This is a genomic window from Pseudomonas sp. E45-MNA-CIBAN-0222 (genome assembly GCF_040310405.1).
Lineage (GTDB): Bacteria > Pseudomonadota > Gammaproteobacteria > Pseudomonadales > Pseudomonadaceae > Stutzerimonas > Stutzerimonas stutzeri_AC.
The window spans coordinates 588,345-602,768 of record NZ_JBEOPU010000001.1 but is presented as its reverse complement, the minus strand read 5'-3'; the positions used below and the strand labels follow the sequence as shown (position 1 = coordinate 602,768).

At 62.5% G+C, this 14,424-nt stretch carries 12 protein-coding genes; 4 read left to right on the top strand and 8 right to left on the bottom strand.

All coding sequences use genetic code 11. The annotated features are described in order from the left end of the window. Window positions 1–57 precede the first annotated feature (57 nt). The 4 genes from AAEZ08_RS02670 to AAEZ08_RS02655 all read right to left on the bottom strand — a co-directional run bounded on the left by AAEZ08_RS02670 (window position 58) and on the right by AAEZ08_RS02655 (window position 4,142). Window positions 58–507 (bottom strand): 3-phosphoshikimate 1-carboxyvinyltransferase, encoded by a 450-nt coding sequence (locus AAEZ08_RS02670; protein WP_500123663.1) that lies wholly within the window; start codon window positions 505–507, stop codon window positions 58–60. Window positions 508–532: 25 nt separating this feature from the next. Further along, window positions 533–1,849: a leucine-rich repeat-containing protein kinase family protein gene (locus tag AAEZ08_RS02665; RefSeq protein WP_500123662.1), complete on the bottom strand. Its 1,317-nt coding sequence runs from the start codon at window positions 1,847–1,849 to the stop codon at window positions 533–535. Between the two features lie 81 nt (window positions 1,850–1,930). Next, window positions 1,931–2,971 (bottom strand): RNA methyltransferase, encoded by a 1,041-nt coding sequence (locus AAEZ08_RS02660; protein ID WP_500123661.1) that lies wholly within the window; start codon window positions 2,969–2,971, stop codon window positions 1,931–1,933. A gap of 22 nt (window positions 2,972–2,993) precedes the next feature. Continuing rightward, window positions 2,994–4,142, bottom strand: a complete 1,149-nt coding sequence (locus AAEZ08_RS02655; RefSeq protein WP_181066563.1) for an MFS transporter — start codon at window positions 4,140–4,142, stop codon at window positions 2,994–2,996. 331 nt (window positions 4,143–4,473) lie between these two features. Here AAEZ08_RS02655 and AAEZ08_RS02650 point away from each other — a divergent pair, with 331 nt between their 5' ends. Further along, on the top strand, window positions 4,474–4,773 hold the full coding sequence (locus AAEZ08_RS02650; RefSeq protein ID WP_003279791.1) for a DUF1883 domain-containing protein: 300 nt from the start codon (window positions 4,474–4,476) through the stop codon (window positions 4,771–4,773). Between the two features lie 92 nt (window positions 4,774–4,865). Next, window positions 4,866–5,789 (top strand): DMT family transporter, encoded by a 924-nt coding sequence (locus AAEZ08_RS02645; protein ID WP_051121783.1) that lies wholly within the window; start codon window positions 4,866–4,868, stop codon window positions 5,787–5,789. On the opposite strand, the gene AAEZ08_RS02640 is transcribed toward AAEZ08_RS02645, so the two are convergent. Continuing rightward, entirely contained in the window at window positions 5,786–6,316 is a 531-nt protein-coding gene (locus AAEZ08_RS02640) for an AAA family ATPase (protein WP_003279788.1), read from the bottom strand. The genes AAEZ08_RS02645 and AAEZ08_RS02640 overlap by 4 nt on opposite strands. Beyond that, a complete protein-coding gene (gene pnuC, locus AAEZ08_RS02635) occupies window positions 6,313–6,876 on the bottom strand; it encodes a nicotinamide riboside transporter PnuC (RefSeq protein ID WP_500123660.1) in 564 nt (187 codons plus the stop codon). Before pnuC ends, AAEZ08_RS02640 begins: the two co-directional genes overlap by 4 nt. 238 nt (window positions 6,877–7,114) lie before the next feature. On the opposite strand from pnuC, the gene AAEZ08_RS02630 reads away from it, so the two are divergent. Further along, window positions 7,115–8,236, top strand: a complete 1,122-nt coding sequence (locus AAEZ08_RS02630; RefSeq protein ID WP_500123659.1) for an acyltransferase family protein — start codon at window positions 7,115–7,117, stop codon at window positions 8,234–8,236. A gap of 3 nt (window positions 8,237–8,239) precedes the next feature. Here the strand turns inward: AAEZ08_RS02630 and AAEZ08_RS02625 are convergent, their stop codons facing one another. After that, window positions 8,240–8,566, bottom strand: a complete 327-nt coding sequence (locus tag AAEZ08_RS02625) for a DUF5629 family protein (protein ID WP_500123658.1) — start codon at window positions 8,564–8,566, stop codon at window positions 8,240–8,242. A 260-nt stretch (window positions 8,567–8,826) separates the two neighbouring features. Between AAEZ08_RS02625 and AAEZ08_RS02620 the strand changes: the two genes are divergently transcribed. Further along, window positions 8,827–10,608 carry a sensor domain-containing phosphodiesterase gene (locus AAEZ08_RS02620; RefSeq protein WP_500123657.1) on the top strand — a complete coding sequence of 594 codons (1,782 nt, stop codon included), beginning with the start codon at window positions 8,827–8,829 and terminating at the stop codon, window positions 10,606–10,608. A 102-nt stretch (window positions 10,609–10,710) separates the two neighbouring features. Here AAEZ08_RS02620 and metH read toward each other — a convergent pair whose 3' ends face one another. Further along, a complete protein-coding gene (gene metH, locus AAEZ08_RS02615; protein ID WP_500123656.1) occupies window positions 10,711–14,403 on the bottom strand; it encodes a methionine synthase in 3,693 nt (1,230 codons plus the stop codon). Window positions 14,404–14,424 lie beyond the last annotated feature (21 nt).

Here is a 14,424-nt window from a genome sequence, read left to right as displayed (position 1 = left end):
AGAATAGTGCGCTGTTCTGGCCTGCGCACGGCAAGTTGAAGCGTTTCAGGGAAACGCTCAGATGCTCTCCCTTATCCAGTCCCAAAGCCCCAGCGAGAATCCTGGGAAAAGATTGATTCCCAGCGCCGACTTGAGCAGATACAGGATTACCAGGCCCACCAGCGCGGAGAACAGCAGGAACAAGGTCGCCAACGCAGCCTTGGCCATGAGTGAGAGATTCTGTTGTGGTCGCGTCAGGTTTCGCTTGTTGCGTCCAGCGACGATCGCAAAGTAATAGCGGTCGCGCCAAAACCGTACCGTGCCGCGCAGATCAACACGGTGCCTGACCCATGACCTTGCGCCGAACACCCCACGTAATGCGTCCAGCTGCTCTTCGCTGAACGACTCACGCAAATGCTCGGGCAGGCGCTGTTTCAAACCACGGATGAACGGGTCCTGATCGATGGGCACCTCTGTATAGGGCTTGGGATATGGCGTGCGTTCTTCGTCTGCTTCGGGTGAGGTCATTGCAGGAGTCGCTCCGGAAGGCGCGTCAGAGCGCGGCGAGAGTAGTGTGGATTTGGCTGAAGTTTGGGCGGCGTTCCGGCTGCTCGGACATGCACTGGTTCTGTAGCTTGAGCAGAGTGTGCCGGCGCGCGTCGTTTTCGAGGTCTGGGCAGCGTTGCAGTAACTCTTCCAGCAGACAACCGAAAGCGCGTGATTCTATGCGTTTCAGCGCTTGGCCAGTGGCACTGTCCGGCTCGAAGAACGAGGCAGCGCCGAAATCGCTGAGCAGGCATTCGCCCTTTGGATCGACCAGCAGATTATGGGCGTACAGATCGCCATGGAGGATGCCGCGTTCATGCAGATGAGCGACTGCCGAGGCGGTGCCGCTGGCAATGCGTAGCACCTGCTCCAAAGTGAAGCTTCTATTTTCGGCGTAGCAATCGCGCGTGCAACTGACCAGCGACGGCGGACCAGCCAGTGGCTGGAAGGCCGGCTCGACCAGATCCATAAGTAGCCCCGGTGTTTGCCCCGGCTGATCGGCCAGCGGCCCGGCAACATCGATCAGGTTTGGATGGGCGCCAGCGGATACGCAGGCGGCCATCTCGCTGTGGGGCAGGCCGTCGCTGGTGACATGGCCCTTGAACAGCTTGGCGGCCATTTGCTTGGGCGCTTGCCCGGTTGGCTGCCACCCAGCACGGTAGATGATGCCGGATGCACCCTGGCCCAGCTGCTCGTGCAGGGAGACCTGTTCGCGCGGGATCGCCGGTAATGAATGGCGCGCGAGGCTCATCGCTTCGCTGGCGTCGCTGAAGGGGTTGCCGGCAGCGGCCAGCCAGCTGAGGCGTGGCTGCGTCAGCAACCAGTCGGGCAGCGCCGGCAGGCGGTTGGCGGCGATGCGCAGCAATTCGAGATTGACGCAATTGGCCAGCGAATCCGGCAGCGAAGACAGCTGGTTGCCAGCGAGCATCAGTTTTTGCAGGCGTCGGCAGTTGCCGATCTCGTCAGGCAATGCCTGCAGTTGGTTGTCGGTGAGGATCAGCCAGCGCAACGCCGGCGGCAACGCGGCGGCGGGCAGATGGCGAATCTGGTTGGCCTTGAAGCCGATCATCTCCAACTGCTCGCAGTCGCCGAGGCAGTCCGGCACCTCGGTGAAGAGGTTGTCCGAGCAGAACAGGATGCGCAGCTTGCGCAGGCGGGACAGGTCGGACGGCAGGCTCTTGAGGCGGTTGCCGGAGAGATTCAGCACTTCCAGCGTATCGGCGAGAGCGAAGATCGCCTCCGGGAAGCTCTGCAGGTCGGTCGAGAGATCGAGGCGGCGGATTCCGGCCAGTTCACCACGTTCCAGTTGTTCCAATGTGTGCATGCGGCTTGCGCTTTCCTTGCTGAGATGGGCGGTGTGGGCGGCGGGGGTATTGCGCTGGGACAGTGACTGGAGCTTGTGGGTTCAGGCCCCACGATCAACGCGTCGCTTGCGATCGAGCACCTGCTCGGCCCGGGCGCGGAGCTGGCCGCACCCGCCATCGATGTCCTGGCCGGCCGAGTTGCGTACCTTGGTCAACACGCCGCGACTGTGCAGGTAGCGCACGATCTGCACGATGCGCTCGCCATCGGGACGCTGATATTCGTCATCTTCCAGGCTGTTGTAGGGGATCAGGTTCATCACCGCGTACTTGCCCTTGAGCAGGCGCAGGATGCCATCCATCTCATCCTGGTTGTCGTTGATGCCCTTGAGCAGGGTCCACTGATACTGGATCGGGAATCCGGTCGCGCGGGCGTAGGCCTCGCCGAGGTCGACCAGTTCGTCGGGTGTGATCTGCGGCGCCCGCGGCAGCAGGGCCTGACGCAGCGCCGCATCGGTGCTGTGCAGCGACAGGGCCAGCGCCGGTTTGACCCGCTGCTGCGGCAGGCGCTCGAACACGCGCATGTCGCCGACGGTGGAGAACACCAGATTCTTGTGGCCGATGCCGCCGTCCGTGCCGAGCAGGTCGATGGCTTCGAGCACGTTATCGAGATTGTGTGCGGGCTCGCCCATGCCCATAAACACCACCTTCTTCACCGGGCGGAAGCGTCGGGCGAGGGCGACCTGGGCGACAATTTCGGCACTGCCCAGCTGACGCAGCAGTCCGCTCTTGCCGGTCATGCAGAACACGCAGCCAACGGCGCAGCCGACCTGACTGGACACGCACAGGCCGTCGCGCGGCAGCAATACGCTTTCCACCATTTGCCCATCGGCCAGCTCCACTAGCAGGCGTGCCGAACCGTCGGCCGCTGGATGTTCGGAACGCAGCCGCGCCAGTCCGTCGATCTCGGCGCTCAGCGCCGGCAGCCCTTCGCGCACGCTCAGCGGCAGGAAGTCCTCGGCCTGCTGCTGGCGACGGCCGACATCGAGCGGCAGACCCTTGAGCCAGGCACGGGTCATTCGCCCGATATGACGGGGCTTGGCGCCGATATCGGCGAGGCGTTGCTGCAGGTCTGGGGTTCGCATAGGGCGCGCATTCTATCCGGGGTCACGCGGTGAAGCGACGGCAGAACGGCGCGATGCCGACCAGCAGGACGGCGAGCAGCGCGAAGGCCATGCCCAGCGAGCTGAAATGGGCGACCACGCCCATCATGGCCGGGCCGGCGAGGACTCCGGCGAAACCGATGGTGGTCGCCACGGTAACGGCCAGTTGTACCGGCATGCCATCCTGCCGGCTCAGGGATGAAATCAGCACCGGCGAGACGTTGGCGCAGCCCAGCCCGCACAATCCGTAGCCGATCAGCGCCACGGCCCAGTGCTCGGCGGCCAGGCTCAGGCCGATGCCGAACGCAGCGAGCAACCCGCCGAAGGCGATGACTCGGGCCGTGCCGAGCGCATTGACCAGCGGGCCGCCAGCGAAGCGCGCGATGGTCACCATAAGGGCGAAGGCTGCGTAACCCAGGCCGCCTTTGGCCACTTCGAGGCCTTTCTCTCCGGTCAGGTAAAGCGCGCTCCAGTCCAGCACGGCGCCTTCGGCCAGATAGACGACAAAGCACATCAGGCCTACGAGCAGCACCACGCCTGTGGGCCGCACGAAGGCGAAGCCGCCGCCCGGCGCACGATTGGGCAGAAAGCCGCGGGCCAGGCCGAGATTCGCCGCAACGATCAGCCCGATCATCAGAAAGCTGCCTATCTCCGGCGCCAGACCGACGGTCAGCAAACCCGTGAGCATCAGTGCGCCGCTGATGGCGCCAAGGCTGTACATGCCGTGGAAGTTCGACATCAGTCGACGGCCGACCGCAGTCTCCACCAGCACCGCCTGAATGTTCATGATCACGTCGATGACGCCCAGGCTGCCGCCGAAGCAGAACAGTGCCAGGGCCAGCAACAGCATCGAGTCGGTCAGGGCCATGCCGGCCAGGGCCAACGCCAATAGCACGACGCTGCACAGCTGCACCGGGCGGATGCCCCAGCGGCTTACCAGCACGCCGGACAGTGGCATCCAGGTCAGCGAGCCGACTCCGATGCAGAGCAGCAAAAGGCCGAACACTGCATCGGTCATCTCGATGCGTTCGCGTACATAGGGCACCAGCGGCGCCCAGACGGACAGGCCGAAGCCGGCCATGAAGAAACCGCAACGGGTTGCGTTGCGCACGATAGGGGCGTCGATCTGAACGGTGTTACGGACCGCTAGCATGGGCGGCATTCCTCGATGAACTGAGTTGGCGATGGGTTGAGTGCGCGGCGAGCCGCGTTTCACCACAGGGCCAGCAATCCGGTATCGAAGAGAAACAGCAGTCGGCTTCCCGCGGGCAGGCTTGAAGAGCAGGGGAGTGACGTGCTGGACATGGAAGGAGGGTAGCTGTTGGATAGGTACACAGAGGATACACAACCCGCGCTACTGAACAACCCGCGCGCAGGCCTGGCACGACAGTACGGCCCCCGCGTGGCTCACAACCGGTCCGGTTTGACGAGTGTGCATGCTATCGTTGGCCGCTTTGCCGCCATGTGCGCTGTCGGAGCAGTCGATGAAGTTCATACACCAGCGCGAGCACCTCAACGAGGACGATATCGTCGTCATCGAATGCTCGCAGACCTGCAACATCCGCCTGATGAACGATGCCAATTTCCGCAGTTTCAAGAACGGCGGTCGGCACACCTACCATGGTGGGGCGTTCGATAAATTCCCGGCGAAAATCGTGGTGCCGAGTACCGGCTTCTGGAACATCACCATCGATACGGTCACCCGGCGCCCGATCAGCGTGACGCGCAAACCGAACCTCAGTCACTCGATCAGGGTCATTCGACGGTCCCCCTCGCGTCTGTAATCGCCCAATGGGCTGCGAGGCAATTCACCGGGAGCGAGCTTTTGAACCGCAGCCACCATCCGCATGCCACCAACATCAGCCTTGGCAACCACATGCCGGAGACGCGCATGAGCGATAGCCGTGGCGGAACCACCCGCGCGCATCTGGGCATGCTGCTCTGGGCGCTATTTGTCGGCTTGTCCTTTCCCGCGGTGGGTTTGCTCACTGACGGGTTGCCGCCACTGCTGCTGACCGCCATGCGTTTCAGCATCGCGGCATTGGTCCTGGCGCCGCTGGCCTGGAGCCAGAGCGAAGGGCGACCGGGTTGGCGCACGCTGCTGCTGTACGCCGCCATGGGGCTATGCCTAGCCGGCTTTTTCGGCACCATGTTCTGGGCGGCCCATCGGGTCAGTGCATTGTCGATGGCGACGCTGTTCGTCAGCGTGCCGCTGCTGGCTTACTGCCTGGGCCGCGGGCTTGGTGTCGAGCAGCCAGCCGGTCGCCTGCTGGCTATCCTGGCGCTTGGTGCGAGCGGGGCGCTTGGGCTGGCATGGGCCGAGAACGGCGGCGATTTCTCCGGCATGCAGTTTGGCTTGGGCGAGCTGGGTTTCTTCTTTGGCTGCGTCGCTTCGGCGTTGTATCCGGTGCTCAGCAAATGGGGACTGGCGAACGGCACGTTGCCCCGGCAGGCGGGTTTGCGCACCTTCTGGAGCCTGATCGCCGGCGCACTGCTGATCGGCCTGATGGGCTTTATCTGGGAGCGACCGGCGTCGCTGCTGCGCATGAATCTGCTGGATCTGTTGCTGGTGATCTACCTCGGCGTTTTTTCCAGCGCCATGACCTTCTTCCTGCAGCAGCGAGCGACGTCCGTTCTCACGCCCGGTGCGGTCACGGCCTACAGCTACCTGGTGCCCTTCGTCTCGATGCTGCTGCTGTTCTTCGATCAGCCGGCACGCATGGGTGTGCACTGGTTGCCGGGTAGCCTGCTGGTCATGCTTGCCATCGGCCTGTTGCTCCGTCGCGACCGCCAGCCCTAGGGCTTTTCGCCTAGCAGAGCACGGGTGTGTGCGATCGCCTGCCGCTCGCGGTCGGTCCAGCTGCCACCGACCTCGACGAAGGGCCGATCCCGCTGCACCAGCCAGCTGCGACATGCCTCGAAGAACTCCAGTCTTTCGCTGATGTCCGGCTGGCAGCGCTGGCCGTCGGAATGCCATTCGATACCCTCGGGCGAGAGCAGCAGGTGCTGGTGGTAATCCCGCGCCAGCAGCTCGTCCTCAAGCCAGGCGGGGCAATCGCCGAACAGCGCATGACTCCATAGCATGTTGCTCAGCAGATGGGTGTCGAGAATCAGCAGATTCGGTGCCTGAATTCTCGCGGCGTCTTCCCAGTCCAGTTGGCCACGGGCAATCGCAGGAATGTCGGCAAACGTCGTGTCGCGTTGCGTCTGCTCGATGTAATGACGAACGTATTCGCCCACCATCACTCCGCCGAATGTGCGCAGCAGCCGCTGTGCAAGCCAGCTTTTGCCGGTGGACTCCGGACCGGTGAGCACCAGCACCTTCATCGCGTCGCCGCCAGTGCCGTGCGCCACTCTCGTAGCCCCATGATCGCGAGCCCGGTGAACAGCGCGTAGAGGCCGGCCGTCAGCCAGTAGCCCTGATAGCTGAAGAAGCCAATGAACAGCACATCCACGACGATCCACAGAACCCAGCACTGCAGGCGCTTTAGGGCCATCCACAGCTGTGCGAGCAGGCTGAATGCGGTGAGGGTGGCGCCGATCCAGGGAAAGGCGGCCTCGGTGAAGCTCGCCATGGCGCTGCCGAGCAGCAGGCTGCCGAGCACTGCGCAGGCAATGCCTATAGCTACCTCGCGCGGAACGGCGCCGGTCACGGGCCTACCGTGTTCGCCTGCGGCACCTCGCGTCCAGGCCCACCAGCCGTAGAGCTGCATCCCAGCGAAAACGCTATGCAGCAATACCTGTGAATACAGCTTGGCGTCGAAGAAGAACCAGGCATACAGCGATACCATGCCCAGCCCGATCGGCCAGCACCACGGGTTCTGACGCACCGTCAGCCATACGGCGATCACGCCGAGTAGCGAGGCGATCAGTTCGAGTGAAGACATGGCGTAAGACCGGCTTTGTGAAAGAGGGGCGCGATCATAGCGGACGTCGCCGCCGAAGACTGCACGTCTTGTGCCTCATGGTGATTGAACGCCGCCCGTCTCCACTGGTCATGGTTGAGGCAAGGGCGAAGCGGGAGGCTCGCCGAAGTTGAACCAAGCCCCCGAGGAGAGGGAAATGATCCTGAGTGACCCTGGCGGAGGCCGGTAGTCGCGGCGGCTTGCGAATATCGGACTGCTTATGAGTGATGCCGGAGCGATGCACGGCAAGAATCGCAATATTCAATTTCTCCGTGGCCTGGCAATCGTAATGGTGCTGCTGGCCCATGCCTCGGTGATGCTGGTCGGCGCGGAGGCCGACTGGTGGGACGGCTTGCTGCAGCGCTTCCTGCCAGGCGTTGGGGTCGATCTGTTCTTTCTTATTTCCGGCTACCTGATGGGCGCGACCTTCTTGCGCAAGCAGCAGGTCTTCGAAGCCGAGGCGGTGTATGTCTTCTACAAGAAGCGAATTCGCCGGGTGCTGCTGCCGACATGGTTCTGGGCGGCCGTAGTATTGCTGTTCAGCGTCATCGAGCCGCCGCGTGGGGCGCCGGCGCCGGCTTACTCGCTGGATACGCTGCTCGGCGTGACAGCGAGCGCCGCGTTCTTCCTCGCCAATGTCTTTAACGGGTTGCACGAGACGGATTTCGGCTATTTCTGGTCGATCGCCCTGGAAGTGCAGTTCTACCTGTTGTTCCCGCTGCTGCTGCTACTGCGCAGGGCGTTCTGGCCGGCGGTGATCGGCATCGTGCTCTGGTTCAGCTTCGCCAATCCGTTCGCGCCCGAGTGGCTGTTCCGCGCGAACGGCCTGTTCATGGGGCTGTTGTTGTGGAAGCTGTCGTCGCTGGATCAGTTTCGCGTCGTTGAGCGCGACATCGAAGCGATGACCGCCACCAGCAAAGTGCTGGTGATTGGCCTGGCGGTGGTCTCGGCGAGCATTCTGGCCATCGCTCTGGAGCCGTACGCGTCGTTTCGTTGGGCGGCGACGACGCTGGTGTTGGCCGTGCCCTTCATGCTCGCGGCCTGCTCTAGCGACGCGGTATTCGGCGCGTTGTCGCGACCGTTCGAGGCGATCGGCCAGACATCGTTCTCGCTGTACCTGTGCCACATCCCTGTCTGGCTGCTGTGCATGAGCTGGCTCGACGGCCAGCCGCTGCTACCGCGCGTGGCGGTTTGCGTAACGATGTCGCTGATCGTCGCCGGTCTGAGCTATCGCTATATCGAACGGCCGCTGATGGATGGTGCGAAATCAGCGGTTTCCGCCAGAACCACGTCGACCAGCGCTACCGCACTAACCGTCGCTCGGGCGGGGCGCGAAGGCTAGGCGTTACTCGTCCTCGTCCTCGCCGCCGATGGCGCTGAGGCACTGCAGTCGGTGTGGGCCTTCCAGCAACCAGCTTTCGTCATCTGGCTGCAGTTGGGCCTCCATGATCTGGTTGTAGCTGAACTGCCACTGGCGACGCGTGCGGCCGTCGACCAGATCGATGGTCAGCAGGATGTCCTCACTGGCGAATGGCTGATTGGCTTCGGCCGCAGCGTCGGCATCATCGAGCAGCGCCTCGTTCAGTTCGAACTGCCAGGCATGTAGGTCATCGATGATCAGCATGTCGGCGGCTTCAAGCTGGTCGAGCAGATAGGGCGTGTCGGCTGGCATGGCGAGTGGTCCTGAAGGGAGCGGAATCTGTAAGGGCTGCTATTAAACGCCGGAAGGCGCCTGCCATCCAGCATGCCGCGTGCTGCTACATCCGCCGATGGCGATCAGTGGGCATAAAGATGGGCAGGCTGCAGCCGATGATCTGTTCACGCGAAGCGTCCCAAAAATACCTGTCACCTCTATCCGAGCTGCATCTGACGCGCCGGCTTGGCGGAGGTCCTGTCGGTCCTTCGGGTCGAATGTCCTCGCGGCGCATATGAATGATGTCTGGAGTTGAACGCGCCATGTCGCAATACGAGCAAGAACGGCTATTTGCGCTCAAGCAGCTGAATATCCTGGATACCCCTCCAAGCGAAAGCTTTGACAGGATCACGCGAATGGCGAGTCAGCTGTTCGACCTGCCAATAGCCGCGGTTTCTCTTACCGATAGTGATCGCCAGTGGTTCAAGTCTCGTGTCGGGGTGGCACACATGGAAATTCCGCGGTTCAAGGCCTGCTGCGGGGAAGTAGCGGACAGCTCCGGAATGCTGGTGATCAATGACCTGCTGGCCTCGGCGTACTACCGCGACAGTACGCTCGCGCATTCCGGGATTCGCATTTATGCCGGTGCGCCACTAGTCACGCGGGAGGGCTACACCTTAGGTGCCATGTGTGTATTGGGTACCGAACCTCGTGGCATCACCGACCATGAGCAAGCAGTGCTGCGCGACTTGGCATCCATGGTCATGGGGCAGATCGAGATGCAGCACGCCTATGGCCGCGTGGACCCATTGACCGGACTGGCCAACCGCAGTCAGTTTCTCGAGGATATCGAGGACCTTGGTCGCGACCAGCCGGGCAAGGCACTGTTCGCCTTTTTCACCGATCTGGTGGACATAGAGCAGATGATGTCTATCCAGCGGGTAATGGGGCCTGCGTTTCTTGACAAACAGGTCAAGTCAGCTGCGATGCGCTTGCAGCAATCGCTGCATAAAGGCGTCAGGCTCTACAGCGTAAGCCCGTGTCAATTCGTACATATCATGGAGGCAGCCAGCGATGTGGAGGCGGTCAGCATTGCCAACGCGTTGCGGGTCGATCTCGCCGTTGTTGCTCCGGATGATTGTGCTTCGCTGCTGACACGTCCCGTCATCGGGGTAGCGCCGTTCCGCTTGGGCGAGCGCCTCGGTGAGGATGTGCTGCGTGTTGCACACTGTGCCAGTCAGGATGCTCGTCAAGTAGAGGCGGGCGTCGGGCTCTATTCGAGCGAGCTCGATGCGCAGTATCAACGGCGCTTCGTTCTGCTGGACGACTTCCGCACAGCACTCACAGGCGTAGGCCAACTGCGCCTGGACTATCAACCCCGAATTCACATGAAGACCGGGGTGTGCGTCGGTGCCGAGGCGCTGATTCGCTGGAAACATCCGTCACTGGGCAACGTTTCTCCCGCGGAGTTCATTCCGCTGATAGAGCAAACCAGGATGGCGAGACCACTGACCAAGTGGGTTATCGCACAGGCAGTGGAGCAGGCGGCAAGATGGCAGGGCACGGGCCTGAAAATCTGTATTTCGATCAACGTTACTGCGTTGAACCTCGAAGAAACGGATTTCGCGCAGAACCTGATTACAGCACTGGCCGAGCGCAACCTTGCTGCGTCAGCCATCGAACTCGAATTGACTGAAAGCGCGATGATCGGCAACAGCCCCGCGGCGGCCAGCCAGCTGGAGATTCTGCAGGCAGCAGGGATCAGCATTGCCATCGATGACTTTGGAACCGGCTACAGCAGCCTGTCCTATTTGCAGAAGATCAGCGCCCAGGTGGTGAAGATCGACCGCTCGTTCATTTCGCTTCTTGACCAGCGCCCTCGCAGTCAGACGCTGGTCAAGGCGATGGTCAGCATGGCCCATGATCTGGGTTATAGCGTGGTGGCCGAAGGTATCGAAGAGCCAGGGGTTTACGATTTTCTAAAGGCCATTGGCTGTGATGAGGCGCAGGGCTTCCTACTCTCTAGGCCTCTATCCGTCGAGGCCTTTGAGCTTTGGTTGGCACAGCGCCAAGCGTCGTAACTGTTCCCTAGGGGCGTGTCGCAGGACGCCGTGCCACCAATGAGACTGCGGCCGGTACGCCCGGCCGTGTTGGCTGCGCCGTGCATAGGGCACGGCGGCTTGTCAGGCGTCGTAGCCCAGGTTCGGCATCAGCCAGCGTTCGCTGACGGCGATGTCTTCGCCTTTACGCTGGCTGTAGCTTTCCACCTGATCCTTGTCGATCTTGCCGACGGCGAAATACTGCGCCTCGGGATGGGCGAAGTACCAGCCGCTGACGGCCGCGGTTGGCAGCATGGCGTAGTGCTCGGTGAGCGTTACCTGGCTGATGCCGTCGGCATCCAGCAGCTGGAACAGCGTGCCTTTCTCGGTATGGTCCGGGCAAGCCGGGTAGCCGGGGGCAGGGCGGATGCCCTTGTACTGTTCGCGGATCAGCTCATCGTTGCTCAGCTGCTCATCCTTGGCGTAGCCCCAGTACTGCTTGCGCACCTGTTGATGAAGCCACTCGGCGCAGGCCTCGGCGAGACGGTCGGCGAGCGCCTTGACCATGATCGAGTTGTAGTCGTCGCCCTTGTCCTGGTAGGCCTTGGCCAGCTCCTCGGCACCGATGCCGGCGGTACAGATGAAGCCACCTACATAGTCCGCGATGCCGCAATCTTTCGGTGCGACGAAGTCGGCCAGGGACAGATTCGGCTTGGCGTCCGGCTTGATGATCTGCTGGCGCAGGTGATGCAGGGTAGCCAGCTTCTCGCCATTGTCGCCGTAGACTTCCAGATCGTCGTCCTGCACCTGGTTGGCCGGCCAGAAGCCGAACACGGCACGGGCGCGGATCAGCTTCTCGTCGATCAGCTTGTTCAGCATCGCCTGGGCATCGCTGAACAGTGCGGTGGCCGCTTCGCCGACCACTTCGTCCTCGAGAATGCGTGGATACTTGCCGGCCAGGTCCCAGGCAATGAAGAACGGCGTCCAGTCGATGTACTCGGCCAGCGTGCGCAGGTCGATATCTTCCAGCAGCTGGCGGCCGGTAAAGCTCGGCTTGACCGGCGTGTAGCTGGCCCAGTCGAATTGCGGCTTGTTGGCGACGGCCTGGGCATAGCTCAACCGCTCGGTGCGCGCACTGCGGTTGGCAGTGCGCTCACGGATCATGGCGTACTCTTCGCGGGTCTTCTCGACGAAAGCCGGCTTCAGTTCCTTCGACAGCAGGGTCGTCGCGACGCCCACCGCGCGCGAAGCGTCGGTGACGTAGATCACCGCATCGTTCTGGTACTTCGGCTCGATCTTCACCGCGGTGTGGGCCTTGGAGGTGGTCGCGCCGCCGATCATCAGCGGCAGGGTAAAGCCCTGGCGCTGCATCTCCCTGGCGACGTGGACCATCTCGTCGAGCGACGGGGTGATCAGGCCGGACAGGCCGATGATGTCGCATTTCTCGGCGATGGCGGTCTGCAGGATCTTCTCCGCCGGGACCATCACGCCCATGTCGACGATGTCGTAGCCGTTGCAACCGAGCACCACGCCGACGATGTTCTTGCCGATGTCGTGGACGTCGCCCTTGACCGTGGCCATGAGGATCTTGCCCTTGGCCTCGGGCTTGTCGCCTTTCTCCGCTTCGATGAAGGGGATCAGGTGCGCTACCGCCTGCTTCATCACCCGGGCCGACTTGACCACCTGCGGCAGGAACATCTTGCCCGAGCCGAACAGGTCGCCAACGATGTTCATGCCGCTCATCAGCGGGCCTTCGATGACTTCGATGGGGCGCGCGCACTGCTGGCGGGCTTGTTCGGTGTCCTCGACGATGAACGCGGTGATGCCCTTGACCAGGGCGTGTTCCAGGCGCTTGTCGACCGGCAGTGCGCGCCAGGCTTCGTCCTCGACTTCCTTGACGCTGCCGTCACCCTTGTACTTGTCAGCCAGGGCCAGCAGGGCTTCGGTGCCTTCCGGGGTGCGATTGAGGATCACATCCTCGACGGCGTCGCGCAGCTCCTTGGGGATCTCGTCGTAGATCTCCAGCTGGCCGGCGTTGACGATGCCCATCGTCAGGCCGTTCTGGATGGCGTAGTAGAGGAAAACCGAGTGGATCGCTTCGCGCACCGGGTTGTTGCCGCGGAAGGAGAACGACACGTTGGACACGCCGCCCGAGGTCAGTGCATAGGGCAGGTTGTCGCGAATGAAGGCGCAGGCTTCGATGAAGTCGACCGCGTAGTTGTTGTGTTCCTCGATGCCGGTGGCGATGGCGAAGATGTTCGGGTCGAAGATGATGTCTTCCGGCGGAAAGCCGACCTCGTTGACCAGAATGTCGTAGCTGCGCTGGCAGATCTCGCGCTTGCGTGCAGCGGTATCGGCCTGGCCGGCTTCATCGAAGGCCATGACCACCACGGCGGCGCCGTAGCGCTTGCACAGGTGGGCGTGATGCTTGAACTGCTCGACGCCTTCCTTCATGGAGATCGAGTTGACGATGCCCTTGCCCTGGATGCACTTGAGGCCTGCCTCGATCACTTCCCACTTGGAGGAGTCGATCATGATCGGCACGCGGGAGATGTCTGGCTCGCCGGCGATCAGGTTGAGGAAGGTGACCATGGCCGCCTTCGAATCCAACATGCCCTCGTCCATGTTGATGTCGATCACCTGGGCGCCGGCTTCCACCTGCTGCAGGGCGACTTCCAGCGCCTCGGTGTAGTTCTCCTCGCGGATCAGGCGGGCAAACTTGGCGGAACCGGTGATGTTGGTACGTTCACCTACGTTGACGAACAGCGAGCTGCGATCGATGGTGAACGGCTCCAGGCCCGACAGGCGGCAGGCCTTGGGAATGTCTGGAATCACGCGCGGCGGGTATTTGCTGACGGCCTCGGCAATCGCCTGGATGTGCGCCGGCGTGGTGCCGCAGCAGCCGCCGATAATGTTGAGAAAGCCGGAGGCGGCGAATTCTTCGACCACTGCAGCCATTTCCGCCGGGCTCTCGTCGTACTCGCCGAAGGCGTTCGGCAGGCCGGCGTTGGGGTGCGCGGAAACGAAGGTGTCGGCCTTGCTGGAAAGCTCTTCCAGGTACGGACGCAGATCCTTGGCGCCGAGGGCACAGTTCAGGCCGACGGAAATCGGCTTGGCGTGGCGCACCGAGTTCCAGAATGCCTCGGTGGTCTGGCCGGACAGGGTGCGGCCGGACGCGTCGGTGATGGTGCCCGAGATCATGATCGGCAGTTCGACGCCTTCGTCTTCGAACACCTGTTGCACGGCGAAGATGGCTGCCTTGGCATTGAGCGTGTCGAAGATCGTTTCGATCAGGATCAGGTCGGCGCCGCCCTCGATCAGGCCGCGCGTGGCCTCTACATAGTTCTCCACCAGCAGGTCGAAGGTAACGTTGCGATAGCCAGGGTTGTTGACGTCCGGGGAGATCGAGCAGGTGCGGCTGGTCGGGCCGAGTACGCCGGCGACGAAGCGCGGCCGATCCGGCGTTTCGGCGGTCTTGGCGTCCGCCACTTCGCGGGCCAGGCGCGCGCCCTCGACGTTCAACTCGTACACTAACGACTCCATGCCGTAGTCGGCCTGGGATACCTGAGTGGCGTTGAAGGTATTGGTTTCGAGGATGTCGGCCCCGGCGTCCAGATAGGCTTTCTCAATGGCCTGGATAACATCCGGGCGGCTCAGCAGCAGCAGATCGTTATTGCCTTTGACGTCCTGTGGCCAGTCTGCGAAGCGCGCGCCGCGGTAGTCTTCTTCCTCCAGCTTGTAGCTCTGGATCATGGTTCCCATGCCGCCGTCGAGAATCAGGATGCGCTCTTTGAGCGCTTGCTGAAGGGCCTGAAGACGGGAGCTGCGAGTGGACATGGGAACTACCTGAAAAGCTGG

Bases quoted from the DNA above. Each gene is read 5' to 3' on its own strand.
- AAEZ08_RS02655 (WP_181066563.1), bottom strand. From the start codon at position 4,142: ATGCTAGCGGTCCGTAACACCGTTCAGATCGACGCCCCTATCGTGCGC.
- AAEZ08_RS02630 (WP_500123659.1), top strand. From the start codon at position 7,115: ATGAGTGATGCCGGAGCGATGCACGGCAAGAATCGCAATATTCAATTT.
- AAEZ08_RS02650 (WP_003279791.1), top strand. From the start codon at position 4,474: ATGAAGTTCATACACCAGCGCGAGCACCTCAACGAGGACGATATCGTC.
- AAEZ08_RS02670 (WP_500123663.1), bottom strand. From the start codon at position 507: ATGACCTCACCCGAAGCAGACGAAGAACGCACGCCATATCCCAAGCCC.
- metH (WP_500123656.1), bottom strand. From the start codon at position 14,403: ATGTCCACTCGCAGCTCCCGTCTTCAGGCCCTTCAGCAAGCGCTCAAA.
- AAEZ08_RS02640 (WP_003279788.1), bottom strand. From the start codon at position 6,316: ATGAAGGTGCTGGTGCTCACCGGTCCGGAGTCCACCGGCAAAAGCTGG.
- AAEZ08_RS02660 (WP_500123661.1), bottom strand. From the start codon at position 2,971: ATGCGAACCCCAGACCTGCAGCAACGCCTCGCCGATATCGGCGCCAAG.
- AAEZ08_RS02620 (WP_500123657.1), top strand. From the start codon at position 8,827: ATGATGTCTGGAGTTGAACGCGCCATGTCGCAATACGAGCAAGAACGG.
- pnuC (WP_500123660.1), bottom strand. From the start codon at position 6,876: ATGTCTTCACTCGAACTGATCGCCTCGCTACTCGGCGTGATCGCCGTA.
- AAEZ08_RS02645 (WP_051121783.1), top strand. From the start codon at position 4,866: ATGCCGGAGACGCGCATGAGCGATAGCCGTGGCGGAACCACCCGCGCG.
- AAEZ08_RS02625 (WP_500123658.1), bottom strand. From the start codon at position 8,566: ATGCCAGCCGACACGCCCTATCTGCTCGACCAGCTTGAAGCCGCCGAC.
- AAEZ08_RS02665 (WP_500123662.1), bottom strand. From the start codon at position 1,849: ATGCACACATTGGAACAACTGGAACGTGGTGAACTGGCCGGAATCCGC.